This is a genomic window from Streptomyces triticisoli (genome assembly GCF_003270085.1).
Taxonomy (GTDB): domain Bacteria; phylum Actinomycetota; class Actinomycetes; order Streptomycetales; family Streptomycetaceae; genus Streptomyces; species Streptomyces triticisoli.
Window position 1 is genome coordinate 1 of sequence record NZ_QFDQ01000234.1, and the last position, 21130, is coordinate 21130.

At 74.9% G+C, this 21130-nt stretch carries 6 protein-coding genes; 2 read left to right on the forward strand and 4 right to left on the reverse strand.

From position 1 onward, the window contains the following. Window positions 1-1625 (reverse strand): telomere-associated protein Tap (tap, locus tag DEP02_RS28255; RefSeq protein ID WP_112470510.1); only part of this gene is annotated, 1625 nt, incomplete at its 3' end. A 241-nt stretch (window positions 1626-1866) separates the two neighbouring features. On the opposite strand from tap, the gene DEP02_RS28260 reads away from it, so the two are divergent. Continuing rightward, window positions 1867-2286: a hypothetical protein gene (locus DEP02_RS28260; RefSeq protein ID WP_112470515.1), complete on the forward strand. Its 420-nt coding sequence runs from the start codon at window positions 1867-1869 to the stop codon at window positions 2284-2286. 196 nt (window positions 2287-2482) lie between these two features. Next, window positions 2483-3693 (forward strand): IS3 family transposase gene (locus DEP02_RS28265; protein ID WP_112470511.1). Its coding sequence is split into 2 segments (ribosomal slippage): window positions 2483-2729 and window positions 2729-3693, totalling 1212 coding nucleotides; the frame shifts between segments, so codons are not numbered across the junction. Window positions 3694-3748: 55 nt separating this feature from the next. Here the strand turns inward: DEP02_RS28265 and DEP02_RS28270 are convergent. The 3 genes from DEP02_RS28270 to DEP02_RS28280 form a co-directional block, all read right to left on the reverse strand. Next, window positions 3749-4261 carry a GNAT family N-acetyltransferase gene (locus DEP02_RS28270; protein ID WP_112470512.1) on the reverse strand — a complete coding sequence of 171 codons (513 nt, stop codon included), beginning with the start codon at window positions 4259-4261 and terminating at the stop codon, window positions 3749-3751. A gap of 103 nt (window positions 4262-4364) precedes the next feature. Further along, window positions 4365-4568 (reverse strand): MbtH family protein, encoded by a 204-nt coding sequence (locus DEP02_RS28275; protein WP_112470513.1) that lies wholly within the window; start codon window positions 4566-4568, stop codon window positions 4365-4367. Between the two features lie 96 nt (window positions 4569-4664). Beyond that, a partial coding sequence (locus DEP02_RS28280) for a non-ribosomal peptide synthase/polyketide synthase (protein WP_112470514.1) occupies window positions 4665-21130 on the reverse strand: 16466 nt, incomplete at its 5' end.

Consider the following 21130-nt stretch of genomic DNA (forward strand, 5'->3'; position numbering starts at 1 on the left):
TAGCGCACGTGCGCCTCGATCGGGCGGACCTCGTAGCCCAGCTCGACGGCGTAGGCGACGGAGGGCGTGGCGTACCAGGCCGGGCCCTGGGGGCGCTCGCCCTTCGGCGTGAACGGGCTGGGCAGCAGACCGGCGTCCAGCTCCGCCCACTTGTCCTTGCCGGCCTTCACCCGCGACAGGTCGACGTGGGACAGGTCGACCAGCCACGACCCGGGCAGCTTCGCATCGAACACCGGGTTCTTGACGTGCGTCGGCTCGCCCAGGCCGACGACCAGGCCGTTCGCTCCGGCGGCGAAGGCCATGTTCACGTCGATGCCGACCAGGTGCCGCAGGGTGCACTCGGCGTCCGTCATGGGTCGTGCCCAGTCGTAGGCCTCCTCGAACAGCTTCTCCGCCGGGCCGCGGACGTGGAAGCGCGGCAGGTCCTTGAGCAGCGGGTGCCCGTCCGGGGCCTCGCACGGGGCGCAGTCCACCGGGTCCTTGCCCAGCGAGCCGGGGTTGTGCTCGGAGTGCCGCTTGCCGTCGGCGTCGGGCTCGGAGGCGCGGGTCGGCGGGTGGAAGGCGGTCATCAGCTCCAGGCCGGTGACGGCGGTGGAGCCGCGCGGTGTCATCACCCGGGTCGCGTAGGTGCCCAGGAGCCGGGCGAGGTCCGCCGGCGGCAGCTGGGCGGCATGGCCCCAGTGGCGGGAGTCGAGCGCGTGCCAGGACGGGATGCACAGCTGCACGCAAGAGCGCTCCGAGCCCTGCGCGGGGCGGTAGATCCTGGCCCACGGCCCGAACCCGCGCTTGGTCAGCTTCCAGTCGGCGCGCGTCAGCTGCTTGATGACCTTGTGGCCCTCCGGCAGCCGCCCGGCCAGGCGCTGCTCCTCGGTGAGGGTGACCGGCAGGCCGTAGCGCTCCAACGCGGCCTCGGTGAGCACGAGCAGCGGGTCGGCGTCCTTGCCCGGCCCGGACAGCTTCGGCTGCCCCAGCTTCGCCTCCTTCAGCGTCCACTCCACCAGGGCCGGAAGGGACTTGGCGGGCACGTCCAGGACCAGGCCGCCGACGCAGTACGCCAGCACCTGGCCGTCTTCGGCATCGACGACCGCGAGCGGGCCGTTCGCGAAGCGCGGGTCGGCACCGCCGGCCGGGATGTCGGCCGGGGCGGCCTTCTGCGCGCCCGGGCGCCGCGCCACCGACGACGGCCTGGGGGTGCGCGCCGGACGCGACACGGCAGGAGGCGCGGTGGTGGCGGGGAGGGGCGGGGGGTTCTCGGAAGCAGTCGTGGCCGCCGCGTCGGAGGCCGGGGATGCGGGCAGAGTCCGCGGTTCCGGCGCCGGGGCGGGTGTGCCGGCGGACGTCTTGGGCACCGCCGCCTCCCGGGCGGGCGCGGCTGCGCCGACGGGGGCGGGGTAGAGCTGTGCGAGCTGCTTGAGCAGCCGCGCGTAGGCGTCACGCTCCGGCGGTCGCGGCTCGGTCTTGCCGGACTCCCAGCCGCTGACCGTGGCGCGGCGCACCTTCAGTGCCGCGGCGACCTCCTCGACCGTCAGGCCGTGGGCCTTGCGCAGCCGCCTGCGCTCCTCCGGCGGCGGCAGCGGAGCGCGGGACGCCACCAGCGCGTCGACCGCATCGAACAATTCGGACACGGAACACCTCCCGACCGCCACCCTATCCCATGAACCGTACGTACCACGTACATTTAGCGTATGTTTCGCGCACAAGGAGCAGGGAGGGTTTGAGGCGGCAAACGGTGCTCCTGCTCACTTTGGTGTCCTGTCTCATCGGGCCTTGGCCGCTCTCACCGGAGTCTGACGACCGTCCTGTGCGCCTCACCGAAGTCTGGTCACCGCTAGGGGCTTGTGGATCAGGCCACGTACCCTCGGCTCCGTGCCCCGCCATCCGAAGAAGTCCCGTCGGCTGATTGCCGACGGGCGCGCGTATCTGTGGACGCTCCGTCACAGCCACAGCCACAGCGGGGCGGGCAGCGGCCGGTCATGCTGCGAGACCCTCACGCTGTACCCGCAGCCAGCCGGCACTGGCGGCCCGCTGCGCATCGTCTTCACCGAGGGCCCGGGCCGGTACGTGCCGGGCGGGGCTCCCCTGGGCTCCGGAGACGTGGGGTACATCCGGGGCGCCTCCCTGAACCTGCACGAACCCGGTGCCGTCCGGGCCCTGCTCGACGCGGCGTCGGCCCGCGGGTGGCAGCCGGAGGGGCGGCGGGCGGTGGAGATCGACGGCTGGTCCCTGCTGGAGGCGGCAGCCGCCGCGCGGGCCGGGGCCAGCGGCCCCGCGGGCCCGAAAGAGTGACTCCGATGACTTCGCTGGTCCTCGAACCGGCCCCCTCGGGCACCGATCAAACCTCGTTGAGACTGATCAAACTCCGTTGAGACGGGACATCTGGGAACGCCTGGGCGCTGAGCGCGCGCATTGCGGCGGTTGAGGATGATCCTTTGGAGTGGACACCCTGACAATGAATCTTGCTGGTCCAGGGAGGGATGTCCAGGTGGGACGCAGGTCTCCGTATCCGGAGGAGTTCAGGAAGGACGCCGTCGCGCTCTACCGCGCCGCGGCCGGCAAGCGGACGTACGCGTCGGTGGCCGCGGATCTCGGCATCACCTCGGAGTCGCTGCGGACGTGGGTCCGCAAGGACGACTCACAGGCCGTGCCCGGACGCCGTGACTCGGGCGGGAGCGAGGCGGAGGAGCTGGCCCGATTGCGGGCGGAGAACGCCCGGCTACTGAAGGCCGAACAGGAGTGGCACCTGGAACGCGAGATCCTACGCCGGGCAGCCGCCTATTTCGCCCGGGAGGTGAAGTGAGCCCCCACCGTTGGGACTTCATCTCCGAGAACCGCGCCGACTTCGGCGTGCAGCGGATCTGCCGGGTGCTCGGGGCGTCCCGCGCCGACTACTACCGGCACCTGGCCACGGAGCAGGACCGCGCCGGGCGCCAGGCCGAGGAGAAACGGACCGTGAGCGAGATCCGCGCCATCCACGCCGAGCACCAGGGCGCCTACGGCGCCCCGCGCGTCCACGCCGAGCTGCGTGCGAGAGGGCGGAGGATCAACCGCAAGCGCGTCACCCGGCTGATGCCTATCAACCACATCGTCGGGCGGCACCTGCGGAAGAAGAAGCGCACGACGATCGCGGACAGGACCGCGCCGCCCGCGCCGGACCTGGTGATGCGCGACTTCACCGCGGACGCGCTGAACACCAGGTGGTGCGGCGACATCACTTACATAGCCGTCGGCGCGACGTGGCTCTATCTCGCCACGGTGATCGACATCTGCTCGAGGAGGGTGGTGGGCTGGTCGATCGCCGACCACATGCGCACCTCGCTGGTCACCGACGCGATCGAGATGGCCGTGGCCACCCGCGGCGGCCGGGTTCGCGGCGTCGTTTTCCACACCGACAGGGGCGCCCAGTACAGTGCGGCTGCCTTCGCGGAGGTGTGCCGCCGGCACGGCATCCGGCGCAGCATGGGCCGGATCGGTTCGAGCTATGACAATGCCCTCGCCGAGTCGTTCTTCCAGGGCCTCAAGCGTGAGTTGCTCCACGGGAGGCGCTGGACCTCGAAGGCACAGACGCGGCTCGAGTTGTTCCGCTGGCTGTCGTACTACAACCGGCGCCGTCGGCATTCCGCGCTCGGCTATCTCACACCAGCCGAGTTCGGACAGCAACTGATCACGTCACGTACGCTGTCACTCGTCGCGTGAAACCCGGTGTCCACTCCCGGGGATCAACCTCCTTCCTTCGGACCGGCTCCCGGCGTCAGTTCGGGTCCGTCGTCGAGGTCACCATCATCTTGGTCACGGTGCCGTCGTCGCCGACCACGTCGCGCACGTGCCGGAAGCCCAGTCGGCGGCCCAGTGCCAGGCTGGCGGTGTTGTCGGCGCCGACCATGCCGTAGATCTCCTTCAGTCCCAGGTTGTCGGCGGCGTGGCGGAGCAGGCCGCGGACCACTTCTGTGCCCAGGCCCCGGCCCCAGTGCTCGGGGGCGAGGGCGGTGATCAGTTCGTGGCCGTCGACGTTGCCGGTCTTCTTCACCTCCGCGTGGCCGACGTAGACCTCCTCGCGCCACAGTCCCCACACGTCGAACCTGCGCTGCGGGTAGACGTCGGTGAGGATGGCGCGGAACAGCGTGCGGACGTCGGCCTCCGGCACGCGTTCCTGGCCCATCCAGCGGCAGACCTCCTCGTCGCGCAGCAAGGCCACGAAGACGTCTTCGTCCTCGGAGCGGTAGGGCCGGAACGTGAGTCGTTCGGTGTGCAGGACCGGTGTCATGACGGCTCCTCGGGGCGGGCGGGCGGATGGGCGGGCGGGGCGGAGGCCGGGGTGCGGTTGCGGGACGCACCCCGGCCTGTCCTTCGTGGCTGGGCGGGACGCGTCAGGCTTCGGCGTTCTCCATGCGCTCCCGCAGGCTGCGCGGACGCATGTCGGTCCAGACCTCGTCGACGTAGGCGGAGCACTCCGCCTCCGTGCCCTCCTTGCCGACGGGCTGCCAGCCGGCGGGCACCTCGACGTCGATGGGCCACAGCGAGTACTGCTCCTCGTCGTTGCGCAGCACCTGGTAGCGGGTGTTCTCGTCCATGTCTGTCGGTCTCGCTCTCTCGGGTCGGATGGGTGGGTGGGCGACGGGCTGCTGGTGCGGTGTCGGGCGGTGGGGCGCGGGCCGCGGGGCGGGGCGTCACCGGTTGTTCCGGGCGTAGCGGGCGATGTGGCGCAGGGCCTCGGCGAAGTCGTCCGCGACACGTCGCACGGCGTCCGTGGTGTGGAGGGCGGGCCGGTGGTGCCAGGTGAGGAACAGCCGGCCGCCCTGCACCGCGCCGACGACCTCCAGCGGGTGGGAGCCGCTGTCGCGCGGATCGTGGTGCCGTCCGAACGACCCGTGCTCGGCGCGCACCAGGCCGTCGCCGGGGTTCTCCGGGCGGGCGTCCCACTGGCCCAGGTAGTTGAAGACGACCTGTCCGTGCGCGGCCCGCCCGAGCCGCTCGCGCACCTCGGGCGGACCGAAGGTGCGCAGCGCGCCGAAGCCCAGGCCGTTGCCAGGCACGGCGCGCAGTTGGCGGCGCACCGCCTTCACCAGGGTCCGCCAGTCCCGGGCGGGGCCGAGGTCGGCGGGTTCGGGCACCTGGAGGGCGACGGGGTGGATGGTGGTGAACCAGCCGACCGTGCGGGAGAGGTCCACGTCGTCGAGGACGTCCTCGCGGCCGTGCCTCTCCAGGTCCAGGCGGACCTCCTCGCGGCCGGTCCAGCGGGCCAGGGCCAGGGCGAGGGCGGCGAGCAGAACGTCGTTGACACGGGTGCGATAGGCGGTCGGCGCGGCGCGCAGCAGTGCCTCGGTGTCCGCCTCGTCCAGTTCGACGGTGAGCGTGTCGACGGGACCCGTCTCCGGCCCGGTCGGTGCCTCGGCCGGCAGGGGCTCGGCGTTCACCGCCCGTTCCCAGTAGGGCAGTTCGTCGTCGAGGGCGCCGGCCGCGACGTGCGCGGCGAGTCCTCGGGCCCAGTCGCGGAAGGAGGTGGTGCGTTCGCCCGGCGCGACGGTCTCGCCCTGGACGGCCTGCCGGTAGGCGGCCTCCAGGTCGTCGCGCAGGATGCGCCAGGACACGGCGTCCACCACCAGGTGATGAGCGACCAGGAGGAGGAAGGCGGGCCGGTCGGCGCCCCCGGTGAACAGGGCCGCCCGCAGCAGCGGACCGCGCGCCAGGTCGAACCCGGTGTGCAGGTCGTCGGCGGTCTTCTCCATCGCCGCGTCGGCCTCGGCGGAGGTCAGGCCGCTCAGGTCGTGGCGGTTCAGGAGCCGGTCGCGGTCGGTGTCGGACGGCGGCGGGTTGAACTGGCGCCAGCCGTCCTGGTCCTCGGTGAAGCGCATGCGCAGGGCGTCGTGGTGGTCGAGCAGGGCGTTCAGGGCCGTTTCCAGGGCGGCGGCGTCCGGGGCGGTGCCGAGTTCCAGCAACAGCGACTGGTTGAAGTGGCCGTGGCCGGCGCGCGGGCTGGTCAGGAACCACTCCTGGATGGGGGTGAGCGGCACGTCTCCGCTCACCGGGCCGTCCCCGGAATGCTGGGGCGCGCCGGTGACGACGGTGGCCAGCTCGGCGACCGTCTGGTGGGTGAACAGGTCGCGGGTGGCCAGGTGCAGTCCGTCCCGCCGCAGCCGTGACACGACCTGCATGCTGAGGATGGAGTCGCCGCCGAGGTGGAAGAAGTTGTCGTGCGCGCCGACGTCCGCCACACCGAGGACGTCGGCCCAGATACGGGCGATGCGGCGTTCGGTGTCGGTGCGCGGTGCCGTGCGCGGCCCGACGGCGGTGTGCGTGGGGCCGGGTCCGGGCAGGGCGCCGCGGTCGGTCTTGCCGTTCGGGGTGAGCGGCAGGCGCTCCAGCGGGACGAACGCCGACGGGACCATGTGCGGCGGGAGCAGCCCGGCGAGGTGGTCGCGCAGCTCCGGCACCGGCAGTTCCTCCGTGGTGCCCTCGGCGGGCACGACGTAGGCCACGAGCCGTCCGCCGGACCGGCCGTCCGGGTCGGTCCCGCCACCGCGTACGGTGACCACCGCGTCGCGCACCCGCGGGCTGCGGCGCAGCGCGCTCTCGATCTCTCCGGGCTCGATGCGGAAGCCGCGCAGCTTCACCTGGTCGTCGGCGCGTCCGGCGAAGCGCAGTTCGCCGGACGCGTCCCAGCGGGCCAGGTCACCGGTGCGGTACATCCGCTCCCCCGGCGCGCCGAACGGGTCGGCGACGAAACGCGAGGCGGTCAGGCCGGGCCGGTTCAGATAGCCGCGGGCCAGTCCGGGTCCGGCCACGTACAGTTCGCCGGTGACGCCGGGCGGGACGGGGCGCAGAGCGGCGTCGAGCACGTGGACGCGGGTGGCGCCGGCCGGGCGGCCGATCGGCGGGGCGCCCGTGCCCGGGGCGAGGGGGCCGGTCCAGGTGGCGACGATGGTGGCCTCGGTCGGGCCGTACGAGTTGATCATGCGTCGGCCGGGTGCCCACCGTTCGACGAGGTGGGCCGGGCACGCCTCGGCGCCCACGATGAGGGTGCGCAGGTGCGGCAGGGCGTCGGAGGTCTCGGGGGCGACCGTGGCCAGGGCGGCGGGCGGGATCAGCGTGTGGCTGATGCGCCGCTCGGCGAGGACCTGGGCGAGCCGCTCGCCGACGAGCGGGCCTTCCTCCCCGGTGACGAGGGTGGCTCCGCCGAGCAGGGACACGCACAGCTCCAGCACGGAGGCGTCGAAGCTGGGCGAGGCGAACTGCAGGACCCGGTCGCCGGGGCCCGCGTCGTAGCGGTCGGCGGCGGCCGCGGCGAAGGCGGCCAGGCCGCTGTGGGTCACCGTCACGCCCTTGGGTGTGCCGCTGGAACCGGACGTGTAGATCACGTACGCCGGGTGGGCGACGGTCAGCGCGGCCGTGCGGTCGGCGTCCGTGGGCGCGGTGTCCGGTCCGTCCGCGTCCCGTACAGCGGCGGGGTCGTCCAGGACGAGCCAGGCGCCCGCATCGCGCAGCATGAACTCCCTCCGCTGCTCGGGGTAGTCCGGGTCGATGGGCAGGAAGGCACCGCCGGCCTTGGCCACGGCGAGCTGGGCCACCACCGTCTCCGCGCCGCGGGGCAGGGCCAGCGCCACGACCCGCTCGGGTCCCACGCCCCGGGCGATGAGCCGGTGCGCCAGTCGGTTGGCGGCGCGCTCGACCTCCGCGTACATCAGCTCGCGGCCGTCGGCGTCGGCCAGGGCCACGGCGTCGGGCGTGCGGGCGGCCTGCCGTTCGAACAGCTCCGGCAGCGTCGCCGCCGGTACCGGGCGGGCGGTGCCGCGTCCCTGGTCGAGGACGGTCTTGAGCGTCTCGTCGGTGGCGAGCGGCAGGGCGCCCAGGGGCCGGTCGGGGTCGTCGGCGACGGCGGTCAGGAGCGTGCCGAGCTGGTCGGCCATCCGTTCGGCGGTGGCCGCGTCGAACAGGTCGGTGTTGTAGGTGAGCAGGCCGTGCAGTTCTCCGGCGGGGGTCTCGGCGAACTCCAGGGTGAGGTCGAACGCCGCGTACCGCAGGTCCGTGTCGACGCCGGTGACCTCGATGCCGGGCAGGTCGAGGTCGGCGGCCGGGGCGTTCTGCAGCACCACCATGACCTGGAACAGGGGGGTGCGGCTGGTGTCGCGGACCGGCTGCACCTCGTCCACCACCCGCTCGAACGGCGCCTCCTGGTGGGCGAAGGCGTCCAGTACGGTTCCGCGTACCTCGGTGAGGAACTCGGGGAAGGGACGGTCGGGTTCGACGCGGGAGCGCAGGACGAGGGTGTTGACGAAGAACCCGACGAGGTTCTGGGTCTCGGCGCGGTCGCGGCCGGAGGTGACCGTGCCGACGGTGATGTCCCGGCCGCCGGTCAGGCGGGCCAGATAGGTCTGCGCGGCGGCGACCAGCGTGGAGAACAGGGTGGCCTGCCGGCCCCTGCCCACCTGGACGAGGCGGCGGGTCGTGCCGCGCGGCAGGACGAGGCGCACGGTGGCGCCGTCGTGGGTGCGCACCGCCGGACGCGGCCGGTCGGTGGGCAGGTCCAGCGTTTCCAGACCGGCCAGGTGCTCCTTCCAGTACGCGAGGTGTTCGTCCGTGCCGTTGCCGCGCTGCCAGTGGGCGTAGTCGGCGTAACTCACCGGCAGCGGCGGCAACTGTCCGTCGTCCGCGCCCAGTTCGGCGCGGTAGAAGTGGGCGAGGTCACCGGTGAGTACTCCGGTGGACCAGCCGTCGGTGACGATGTGGTGCAGGGTCAGCGTCAGGACGTGCTCGTCGTCCGAGAGCCTGATCAGCCCCGCGTGCAGCAGCGGGCCGCGCCGCAGGTCGAACGTGCGGGCACGCTCGGCCTCCAGCAGCTCCTCCAGCCGGGCCGCCGGGTCGGTCTCCGCCGTTCCCGACAGGTCGTGCAGCGTCAGCGGCACGTCCGGAGCCGGGTGGACGGTCTGCACGCCGTGGCCGTCCACCGTGTCGAAGGTGGTACGCAGCGCCTCGTGCCGCTCGACCAGGGCGCGCAGGGCCGCGGTGAGAGCGGGCACGTCGAGCCGGCCGCGCAGGCGCAGGGCCAGCGCGGTGACGTACTCTCCGCTGCCCGGCGCGAACTCCTCCAGGAACCATAGGCGTTGCTGGGCGTACGACATCGGGGCGGGCATGTCGCGGGGGACGGGGACGATCGCGGTGGGCGCGGCGTCGCCGGACGGCTCCGCGGTGAGCAGGGCGGCGAGGGCGGCGGGGGTGGGGTGGGTGAACACCGCGCGCGGTGACAGGTCGGTGCCGAACGCCTCGGACAGGCGGGCGGCCAGCCGGATGCTGAGGATGGAGTCGCCGCCCAGCTGGAAGAAGTCGTCCTCCACGCCGGGCCGTCGCACGGAGAGGACCTCCGCGAAGACGTCGGCGGTGCGCCGCTCGGCGTCGGTGCGCGGCGCGGTCGGCGCGCCCTGCCGCTCCCCGCTCGCGGGCTCCGGCGCCGGAAGCGCGGTCCGGTCGACCTTGCCGTTGCCGCTGAGCGGCAGCGCGGGCAGGGCGACGAACGCCGAGGGCACGAGGTAGTCGGGGAGGGAGCGCCGGGCGTACTCCCGCACGGCCGTGACGTCCTCGGGGCCGACCACGTAGGCCACCAGGCGCCGACGGCCGGGCCGGTCCTCGTGGGCCACGACCGCCACGTCCGCGACTCCGGGATGCGCCGCGAGGACCGCCTCCACCTCGCCGGGTTCGACGCGGAAGCCGCGGATCTTCACCTGGTCGTCGGCGCGGCCCAGGAAGTCGACCGTGCCGTCGGGGCGGCGGCGGGCCAGGTCGCCGGTGCGGTACATGCGCGTGCCGGGCGGGCCGGCGGGGTCGGCGAGGAAGCGGGCGGCGGTGTCGCCGGGACGGCCCAGGTAGCCGCGGGCCACGCCCTCGCCGGCGAGGTACAGCTCGCCGGCGCAGCCCGGCGGTACGAGCCGCAGACGGCCGTCGAGGACGTGGACCCTCATGTCGTCGAGCGGGTGGCCGATGGGCACGGTGTCGGGGACGGCCGTCGCGTCGGTGAGCGCGAAGGACGTCGCGAACGTCGTCGTCTCGGTGGGGCCGTAGCCGTCCACGACGGTCAGGCCGGGGCAGGCGGACAGCACGCGGCGCACGGCCGCGGCGGGCACCACGTCGCCGCCGGTCCACACCTGGCGCAGGCCGGCGAAGCAGTCCGGCGCGTCCTGCGCCAGCAGCCGGAAGAGGCCGGCGGTCAGCCACAGCGCGCTCAGGCCGCCGTCGCGGGCCAGGTCCCGCAGCAGTGCCGCGTCCAGGGGCCGGGGCGGTGCCACGACCACACAGCCGCCGGTGAGCAGGGGCGCCCACACCTCGAAGGTGGCGGCGTCGAAGGCCACCGGGGAGTGCAGCAGCACCCGGTCGCACACCCCGCCGGTGAAGCGGCTGTCGGTGGCGAGGGCGGCCACGTCGCGGTGCCGTACCGCGACCGCCTTGGGCTCGCCGGTCGACCCGGAGGTGAACATCACGTACGCCGGCCGGTCGGCGTCCGCGGGTACGGCCACGGGCGCGCCCGGCACGGGGGTGCGCGCGGCGGCGACGTCCGCGGCGGTCAGCTCGGCCGTCGCGCCCGCCCGCTCGATCAGCGTGCGGCGCCGCTCCTCGGGGGCGCGGGCGTCCACCGGTACGTAGGCGCCGCCCGCCTTGAGGACGGCGAGCTGGGCGACGACGAGTTCGGCGCAGCGGTCCATCAGCAGCGCCACCCGGTCCTCCGCCCGCAGGCCGCCGGCGAGGAGCCGGGACGCCACGGCGTCGGACCAGTCGTCGAGGCGGCGGTACGTCAGCTCCGTGTCGCTGTCGTGCAGGGCGGGCGCGTCGGGGGTGCGGCGGGCCTGCTCGGCGAACAGCTCGACGGGGCTGCGGGGCGCCACCTGCCGGGCGGTGGTGTTCCACCGCTGGAGCAGGGCGCGGTCGTCCTCGGTCAGCAGCTCCAGGCCGGTCACGTCCGCGTCCGTCCCGATGCCGTCGGCGAGGGCGGTCAGGACGACCGCGAGCCTGGCCGCGAGGCGTTCGGCCGTGTCCGCGTCGAACAGGTCGGCGTCGTAGGCGAGGTCGATGCCGAGCCGGTCGCCGAGGTGGGCGCGCAGGCACAGCGGGAAGGTCGGCGCGTCGTCGGCCCGCACCTCCTCGACGCGCACGCCCGTCCGGGCCGTGGCGGACTCGTCGACGGGGTAGTTCTCGAACACCACCATGCTGTCGAACAGCGCCTCGCCCGCCGGGACCTCGCTCAGTGCCTGGATGCGGGGCAGCGCGAGGAAGTCGAAGCGCCGGGCGTCGCTCTGCCGCTCCTGCACGCCCCGCAGCCAGGACGCCACTCCCCCGCCCGTGACGCGGATCCGGGCAGGCACGGTGTTGATGAACATGCCGATCATCGCCTCCACGCCCGGCAGTTCGGCCGGACGCCCGGAGACGGTCGTGCCGAACACGACGTCGTCGCGTCCGCCGTGGCGGGACAGCAGCAGCGCCCAGGCGCCCTCGATCACGGTGTTCACCGTCAGCCCGGCCCGTGCCGCCGTCTCCCGCAGCCGCGCCGAGACCCGCTCGTCCAGCTGCCGGTGCACCGTGGCGGCGGCGCGGGCGCGGTGCGCCTCGGCCGGTGTGCGGTCGTACGGCAGCGGGGTGCGGGCCGGGAAGCCGGCGAGGGCGCCGACCCAGTACGCCTCGGCCGCGTGCTCGTCCTGATCCTGCAGCCAGCGCAGGAAGTCGGAGAACGGACGCCTCACCGGCGCGGGGGCCTCGCGGCCGCCGGTGAGCGCGGCGTAGCGCTCGCACACCTCGGTGAGCAGCTGCCCGGTGCTCCAGCCGTCCAGGATCAGGTGGTGGGAGGACCACAGCAGCAGGATCTCGTCGCCGGGCAGCGCGGCCAGGGTGATGCGGGTGAGGGGTGCGGTGGTGAGGTCCATGCCCGCCGTGCGGTCGGCGGCCAGCAGTTCCTCGGTCTCCCTCTCTCGTTGCCCGGGCTCCAGGTGCCGCCAGTCCAGGTGGGTGACGGGCAGCTCCACGCGGTGGCGGACGACTTGGACCGGGTGCGGCAGGCCCTGCCAGTGGACGCTGGTGCGCAGGGCCTCGGTGCGGTCGGCGACCTGCTGCCAGGCCGCGGCGAAGGCCCGCGGGTCGGCCACTCCGGACAGCCGTACGGCCGTCCGGTCGAAGTAGGCGCCCGCCGTGTCCACCAGGCCGTGGAAGAGCATCCCGGCCTGCAGGGGCGTCAGCGGCAGGACGTCCGCCACGTGCCGGCCGTCGCCCACGAGGCGGTCCAGCTCCGTCTGGCCGAGCCCGGCGAGCGGGAAGTCCGACGGGGTGCGGCCGCCCGCGTCCGGGCGGGCGCAGTGGGCCGCGATGTCGCGCAGCGCCGCGCACATCTCGTCGGCGAGCTCACGGACGGTGGACTCGTCGTAGACGGCCGGCGGGTAGGTCCAGCCGAGTTCGAGGCGGCCGTCCTGGACCACGCCGGTGATGTCCAGCAGGTAGGGGCGGGGTGCGTCGGGGTCGGTGTCGGAGCCGGCCGGGGGCAGGGCGGCGCCGTAGAGGCCGCTCCCGCCGCCGTCGGCGTCCCACCGGCCGTGGTAGTTGAAGCCGACCTGCGGCACGGGAGCGCCGGCCAGCGGGCTGTCGGGCAGCAGGTGGCGCAGCGCGCCGTGGCTCAGGCCGTGCAGGGGCACCGCGCGCAGCTGCTCCTTCACCGAGCGCAGGGTGTCGTGCCAGCCGGCGTCGGGGGCGACGCTCAGCGCGAGGGGGAACTCGGCGGTGAACCAGCCGACCGTCCGGGAGAGGTCCATGTCGTCGAAGAGGTCCTCGCGGCCGTGGCCCTCCACGCCGACCAGCACGGTGTCGCGCCCGCACCAGCGGGCCAGGGTGCGGCCGAGGGCGCTGAGCAGGACGTCGTTGACCTGGGTGCGGTAGACCTCCGGGACCCGGCGCAGCAGGGCCTCGGTCGTCTCCGGCTCCAGCTCCACGGTGAGCGTGGCGGCGGTGCCGTGGGTGTTGGGGCCGGGCCGGGCCGCGGGCAGGCCGGCGGGGGCCGCCGCGGTGCGTTCCCAATGGGCGAGGTCGCCGTTCAGGGCACCGGAACGGGTGTGCGCCTGAAGCCGGGCCGCCCAGTGCCCGTACGCGGTGCCGGCCGGGGGCAGCTCGACGGGCCGTCCGTCCGTCACCTGGCGGTGGGCGGTCTCCAGGTCGGCCAGCAGGATCCGCCAGGAGACGCCGTCGACGACCAGGTGGTGGACGGTGAACAGGAGTTGCGCGGGCAGGTCCGGGCCGCGGTCGAAGAGCAGGACGCGCACCACCCGGCCCTCGGCCGGGTCGAGCCGGTCCCGGGCGGCGTCCGCCGCGCGCCGCGCCTCGGCCTCCAGCGCGGGGCCGTCCAGGCCGGTCACGTCGTGGTGGGTGAGGATGCCGTCCGGGGCATCCGGCAGGACGTCCTGGTACCAGCCGTCGTCGGTGCGGCAAAAGCGGGTGCGCAGGGCCGGGTGGTGGCGGACGAGGGCGTCGACGGCGGGGCGCAGGGCGGCCAGGTCGGTTCCGGGGGCCAGTTCGATCCGCTGCGACATGGTGAAGCGCAGCGGGTCGCCGGGGCGGCGGCCGTCGAGGTACCAGCGCTGGATGGGCGTGAGCGGTGCCTCGGCGGGCGGGGCCGCGTCCGCCGCCGCGGGGGCCGACTCGGTGACGCGCAGGGCGAGTTCGGCGACGGTCTGGTGGCGGAAGACGTCCTTGGTGGTCAGCGCCAGTCCGGCCCGGCGGGCGGCGGAGACGATCTGGATGCTGAGGATGGAGTCGCCGCCGAGCGCGAAGAAGTTGTCCCGCGCGCCCACCCGTTCGACCCGCAGGACGTCCGTCCAGATCGCGGCCAGCGTCTCCTCGGTGCCGGGGCGCGGTGCCACGTACGCCGTGTCCGGGTCCGGTTGCGCGGGCGGGGCGGGCAGGGCGCGCCGGTCGGTCTTGCCGCTGCTGGTGCGCGGGATCCGCGCCAGCGGGACGAACGCCGCCGGCACCATGTGGTCCGGCAGGGTGCGCCGGAGCGCGAGGCGCAGTGCGTCGGCGGTCGGGACGGTGTCCCCGGCGGGCACCAGGTAAGCCACGAGCATGAGCCGGCCCGCGTGTTCGCGTGCCGTCACGACGGCCTCGGACACGTCCGGGTGGGCGAGCAGCGCGGCCTCGACCTCGCCGGGTTCGATGCGGAACCCGCGGACCTTGATCTGCTCGTCGGCGCGGCCCAGGAACTCCAGCTGCCCCCGCTCGTTCCAGCGGGCGCGGTCGCCGGTGCGGTACATCCTCCCTCCTTGCCCGCCGTCGGGCAGGAGGGGCCCACCCGGCGCGCCGAACGGGTCGGCGACGAAACGCGCGGCGGTCAGGCCGGGGCGGCCCAGGTAGCCGCGGGCCACCTGCGCGCCGGCGAGGTACAGCTCGCCGGGCACGCCGGGCGGCACCGGGCGCAGGGCGCCGTCGAGGACGTGGGCGCGCAGGTTGCGGCCGGGGCGGCCGATGACCGGCCGGTCCGGGTGGTCGGCGCAGCGCCCGTACGTGGCGTCGACGGTGCATTCGGTGGGCCCGTACATGTTGTACGCGGTGACGCCGAGGCCGGCGGCGGCGCACAGCTCCCGCCAGGTGTCGGGGCCCGTCGCCTCGCCGCCGACCATGAGGACGCGCGGGTGGTGGCGGCCGGGTGCGAGGAGTCCGGCGGCGGTGAGTTCGCGCAGGAAGGACGGGGTGACGTTCACCAGGTCCAGGCGGCGTTCGGCGATCTGGGCGCAGAACGCGTCCGGGTCCAGGCGCACGTCCTCGTCGACGAGGTGGACCTCCTGCCCGAGGGCGAGCAGCAGCGGCCCCTCCCAGGAGGTGTCGAAGGAGAACGAGGCGCTCAGCGCGGCGCGCAGCCGGCGCCCGTCCGTGGTGTGCGGGGCGACGAGGCCTTCGCGGTGGTCGTGGCAGAGGTTGACCAGGTGGCGGTGTTCGACGACGACGCCCTTGGGGCGGCCGGTGGAGCCGGAGGTGTAGACGATGTAGGCGGCGTGGTCCGGGCGCAGCGGGGCCGGGCGGTCGCGGTCGGTGGGGTCGTGGGCGGGCAGCCGGTCCCACGGCGTGTCGCGCAGTGCGGCAGGGGTCAGCACCGTGTGCGGGGCCGCGTCGGCGAGGAGGTGGGCGACGCGTTCGGCGGGCAGGTCGGGGTCGAGGCAGAGGAGGGTGCCGCCCGCCTTGGTGACGGCGAGCACCGCCACCATCAGGTCGGAGGTGCGCGGCAGCCGTACGGCGACCACCCGCTCGGGGGCGACGCCCTGGGCGATCAGGTGGTGGGCGAGCCGGTTGGCGCGCTCGTTGAGGGCGGCGAAGTCGAGCGTGGCGTCCCGTGCCACCAGGGCGGTGACGTGCGGGGTGCGGGCGGCCTGCGCCTCGAACAGGGCGGGGAAGGTGGTCTGCGGAACCGCGAGCCGCGGCCCCTGCCAGTCGTGGAGCACCCGGCGCCGCTCGGCCGCGGTCATCAGCTCCAGCGCCCGCACGTCCCGGTCGGGGTCCTGCGCCGCGGCCTGAAGCAGCAGCCGCAGGCGGGCGGCCAGACGCCGGACGGTGTCCTCGTCGAACAGGCCGGTGTCGTACTCCAGGTGGCCGGTGACGCCGCCGTCGCCCTCCACGAAGTCGAAGGCCAGGTCGAACGTGGCGTGCCGGACCGGCGGCATGACCGGCTCGACGTCCAGGCCCGGGAGCGCGGGAGCCTCGGCGCCCAGGTTGTGCAGGGCGACCATGACCTGGAACAGGGGGGTGCGGCTGGTGTCCCGCTCGGGCTGGAGGGCGTCCACCAGCCGTTCGAAGGGCACGTCCTGGTGGGCGAACGCCTCCAGGACGGTGGAGCGCACCTGCTCCAGCAGCGCGCGGAACGACGTGCCGGGGCGCACCCGGTTGCGCAGCACCAGCGTGTTCACGAACATACCGACCACGTCGTGCAGTTCGGGGCGCTCACGGCCCGCGGTGACGGTGCCGACGGCGAAGTCGTCCTGGTCGGCCCAGCGGGACAGCAGGGCCGTGCAGGCGGTCAGCAGCGTCATGTACAGGGTGGCGTCGGCCTCCCGGCCCAGCCCGCGCAGCCGGTCGGTCAGCTCGGCGGGCAGGGTGAAGGTCACCAGCGCGCCGTCCCGGGTCCGTACGGCGGGACGCGGCCGGTCGGTCGGCAGCTCCAGCGGGGGCGCGCCGTCCAGCACCTGACGCCAGTGGGCGAGTTGGTCCTCGACGCGGTCGGTGCGGGCGCGCTGCCAGGCGGCGTGGTCGGCGTACCGGACGGGCAGTTCCGGCAGCTCGGGGCGGCGGCCCTCGTGCGCCGCCGCGTACAGCTCGCCCAGGTCCCGGCCGAGGACGCCGAGCGACCAGCCGTCGGTGACGATGTGGTGGACGGCGAGGACGAGGACGTGCTCGCCGTGCTCGCCGGCGGCCAGGCGGGCCAGCCGGGCGCGCAGCAGCGGTTTGGCCGCCAGGTCGAAGGGCGTGGCGGCCTCGCGCTCCAGCAGCGCGTCCAGTGCCGCCCGCGCGTCCGGGGCCGTGGTGAGGTCGTCCACGGACAGGTCGACCCGGTGCGGCGGGTGCACCACCTGCAGCGCCTGTCCGTCCTGTTCGGCGAACGTGGTGCGCAGCGCCTCGTGCCGGGCGACGAGGCCGTCCAGCGCGGTGCGCAGGGCGCCCTCGTCGAGCGGTCCGCGCAGGCGGAGCACGGACAGCGTCGTGTACTCGGTGCTGCCGGGCTCGAACCGGTCGAGGAACCACAGGCGCTGCTGGGCGTACGACAGCGGCGCCGGGGTCTGCGGGGCGGTCGCCGGTATCGCGTCGTCCCGCGGGGCGGACGCGTCGCCGGCCGGTTCGCCGAGCTCGGCGGCCAGGGCGGCCACCGTGGGGCGGGTGAACAGCAGCCTCGGGGAGACGTCGGGACCGAACGCGGCGCGCAGCCGGGCGGTGACGCGGACGGCGAGGATGGAGTCGCCGCCGAGCGCGAAGAAGTCGTCCCCGGCGTGCACCTCCTCGACCCCCAGCACGTCCGCCCAGGCGGCGGCGACCAGCCGTTCGGCGGGCGTGCGCGGCGAGGTCCGGTCGGTGCCTGCGGCGTAGCCCTCCGGTCCCGGCGCGGGCAGAGCGCGCCGGTCGAGCTTGCCGTTGACGGTGAGCGGCAGCGCGTCCGTCGGCACGTAGGCGGCGGGCACCATATGGGCGGGCAGCAGGCGCTCCAGGTGGGCGCGCAGCTCGGCCGCCGCGGGAGGTTCGCCGCCGGAGCCGACGACGTGCGCCACGAGCCGGCGGGTTCCGGAGGCGTCCTCGAACACGCCGACGGCGGCCTCGGCGACGCCGGGGTGGGCGTGCAGGGCCGCCTCGATCTCGCCGGGTTCGATGCGGTAGCCGCGGATCTTCACCTGGGCGTCCGCGCGGCCCAGGTACTCCAGGGTGCCGTCGGCCCGCCACCTCGCCCGGTCGCCGGTGCGGTACATGCGGCTGCCGGGCTGCCCGAAGGGGTCGGCGAGGAAGCGGGTGGCGGTGAGGCCGGGGCGACCCAGGTAGCCGCGGGCCAGGCCCTCCCCCGCCACGTACATCTCGCCGGTCGCGCCGGGCGGCACGGGCTCTAGGTCCGCGTCGAGCACGTACACCCGCAGATCCGGGATGGCAACGCCGATGGGGCCGGCGGGGCCGTCGGCGGCGCCTGCGGGGTCGAGCGGGGCATGGGTGACGTGCACGGTGGTCTCGGTGATGCCGTACATGTTGACCAGCCGCGGGGCGGCGGCCGGGTGGCGCGTCCACCAGTCGGCGAGCCGGCCGGTGTCCAGGGCCTCGCCGCCGAAGACCACCGTGCGCAGCGCGAGGCGGGCGCCGGCTTCGGGGTGTTCGGCGTCCGCGCGGATCAGCGGGTAGAACGCGGACGGCGTCTGGTTGAGGACGGTGACCCGCTCGTCCGCCAGCAGGCGCAGGAAGTCCTCCGGGGAGCGGGCGGTCTCCTCGGGCACGACCACGAGCCGGCCGCCGTGCAGCAGCGGGCCCCACAGCTCCCACACGGAGAAGTCGAACGCGTAGGAGTGGAACATCGTCCACACGTCGTCCGCGCCGAAGCCGAACCAGTGGCTGGTGCGGGTGAACAGCCGCACCACGTTGGCGTGCGGGATCACCACGCCCTTGGGGCGGCCGGTGGAGCCGGAGGTGTAGATGGCGTAGGCGGGGCTCTCCGGCAGCGGCCGGCGGGCCGGGGCGGGGCCGGTGGCCGGGCGGCGGGCGAGGTCGGCCTCGACGTCCTGGTCGTCGAGGAGGAGGACGGGCAGGTCGGTGCCCTCGGCCCGGGCCGCCGTGCCGGTCGTGGTCACCAGCGTCACCGGGGCGGCGTCGGCGAGGAGGTGGCCGATGCGTTCGGCGGGCGAGGCCGGGTCGATCGGCAGGTAGGCCGCGCCGGTCTTCAGCACGGCGAGGATCGCCACGACCTGGTCGCAGGAGCGGGGCAGGGCGAGGGCGACGAACCGCTCGGGCGCGGCGCCGAGTTCGGCGAGCCGGTGGGCGAGCCGGCCGGCTCGGGCGTCGAGCGTCGCGTAGTCCAGACGCTCGCCTCCGCAGGTGACGGCGACGGCGCCGGGCGTGCGGGCGGCCTGTGCCTCGAACAGGTCCACCAGCGTCTCTTCCGGGCGGCCCGCCTCGGTGCCGTTCCAGTCGGTGAGCATCCGCCGCCGTTCCTCGGCCGTCGGCCGGGCCAGGGCGCGCAGCGGCCGGTCGGTGCCGTCGGCCAGTTCCGTGAGCAGCAGGCACAGCCGGTCGGCGAGCGAGCGGACGGTCGCCGCGTCGAACAGGGCGGGATCGTAGGCGAGGTCGAAGCCGAGGCGTTCGCCGTGGTGGGCTCGCAGGACGAGCGGGTAGTTGGTGGCGTCGCGGGAGGTCACCTGGGCCAGGCGCACCCCGGAGCCGGCCGTGCGGGCCTCGTCGAAGGGGTAGTTCTCGAAGGCGACCATGCTGTGGAAGAGCGGGCTGCCGGACGGCACGTCGCTCAGCTGGGTCAGCTCGGCCAGCGACACGGCCGCGAACTGTCTCGACTCGGCCTGGGCGTCCTGCAGTTCCCGCAGCCACGCGCCGGCCGTGCGCCCGGCGTCGACGCGTATTCGGGTGGGCACGGTGTTGATGAACATGCCCACCATCGACTCGACGCCGGGCAGGTCGTCGGGCCGGCCGGAGACGGTGGTGCCGAACACCACGTCGTCCTCGGCGCCGTAGCGGGCCAGCAGCAGCGCCCAGGCACCCTGCACGACCGTGCTGAGGGTAAGTCCGGCCTCGCGCGCGGTGCGCGCCAGCCGGGCCGACGTCCCGTCGTCCAGGCCGGCCGTGTGCACGTCCGCGGAGCGGGCCAGGTGGGCCTCGCGCAGGGGACGGTCGGCGGGCAGCGGGGTGGGGGTGGTGAAGCCGGCGAGGACGCCTTGCCAGTGCGCGCGGGCGGCGCCGGGGTCCTGCTCGGCGAGTCGGCGCACGTAGTCGCCGAAGGGACGCCGTACCGGCGGCCGGGACTCGGCGCCGGCGGTGAGGGCCGCGTACTCCTCGCACACCTCGGTCAGCACCTGTGCCAGGCTCCAGCCGTCCAGGATCAGGTGGTGGGAGGTCCACAGCAGGTGCAGCCCGGCGTCGGGCAGCCGGACCAGGGTCAGCCGCATCAGGGGCGCGGCGGCGAGGTCGATGCCGCGGGCCAGGTCGTCCGCCCGCAGCCGGGCGAGGCGCTCGGCCCGCTCCGCCTCGTCCAGGTCCCGCCATTCGAGGTGGGTGACCGGCACCCGCACGTCCCGGCGCACGACCTGGAGGGGCACGGGGATGTCCTCCCAGACCACGCAGGTGCGCAGGGCGGGCGTGCGTTCGGTGACGCGCTGCCAGGCCGCGGCGAAGGCGTGCGGATCGGCGACGCCGTCCAGCAGGAGCGCCGCCTGGTCGACGTAGACGTCGTCGTCGCCGCCGACCAGCCGGTGGAAGAGCATGCCCTCCTGGAGCGGGGTCAGCGGCAGGACGTCCTCCACGTCCCGCCCGTCGCCGACCAGCCGGTCCAGGCGGTCCTGGTCGAGGCGGGCCAGCGGGAAGTCGGACGGGGTGCGGCCGCCCGCGCCCGGCTCGGCGCAGTGCTCGGCGATCGCGGCGAGCGCGCGGGTCATGCCGTCGGCGAGGGTGCGGACGGTGTCCTCGTCGTGCACCTGGTCGCTGTAGTGCCAGGTGATCTCCAGTTCGCCGCCGGCGACCACGGCGGATACGTCCAGCAGGTGGTCGAGCGGCTCGCCGGCGGCGATGTCGCGGCCGGGCGCCTCGTCCGCCGGGGCGAAGTCCCGCCCGTCGCCGGCCTCCCACTGGCCGTGGTAGTTGAAGCAGACCTGGGGCAGCGGCAGGTCCCGCAGGGCGCGGGCGGCCGGGTCGGGCGAGCCGAGGCGGGCCAGGGCCTCGTAGGACAGGCCATGCCGGGGGACGGCCCGCAGCCGCTCCTTCACCGTCTTGAGGGTCGTGCCCCAGTCGGGCGCGCCGGACGGTCCGGCGGGCGTGAGGGTGACGGGGTACTGGGTGGTGAACCAGCCCACCGTGCGGGACAGGTCCAGCGTGTCGTCCTCGCGGCCGTGGCCCTCCAGGGCGACGGTCACCCGCTCGGTGCCCGTCCAGTCGGCGAGGACCCGGCTCAGCGCGCTGAGCAGCACGTCGTTGACCTGTGTGCGGTAGACCGCGGGCACCTGGCGCAGGAGGGCGCCGGTGGTGGCGCGGTCCACGCGGGTGCGCAGGGTGCGGACCGAGCCGGCGAGCGGGGTGCCGGGGCGGTCCACGGGCAGCGGGGTACGGGGTTCGGCGGCCTCGGCCGTCCAGTGCGGCAGGTCGGCGTCGAGGTCACCGGCGCGCACGCGGCGGGACAGGTGCGCGGCCCAGTCGGCGAACGGCGTGGCGACGGGCTCCAGTCGAACCGGGTCGCCCTGGGCCGCCTGCCGGTAGCCCTGGGCGAGGTCGGCGAGGAGAATGCGCCAGGAGACGCTGTCCACCGCCAGGTGGTGGGCGGTGAGGAAGAGCTGGGGGCGCTCGCCGGGGCGGGACAGCAGGGCGGCGCGCAGGAGGGCGCCGGTCTCCGGGTCGAGGGCGGCGCGGGCGGCCTCGGCGGCCTCCTCGCGGGCGGCCGCCCGGTCGGCGG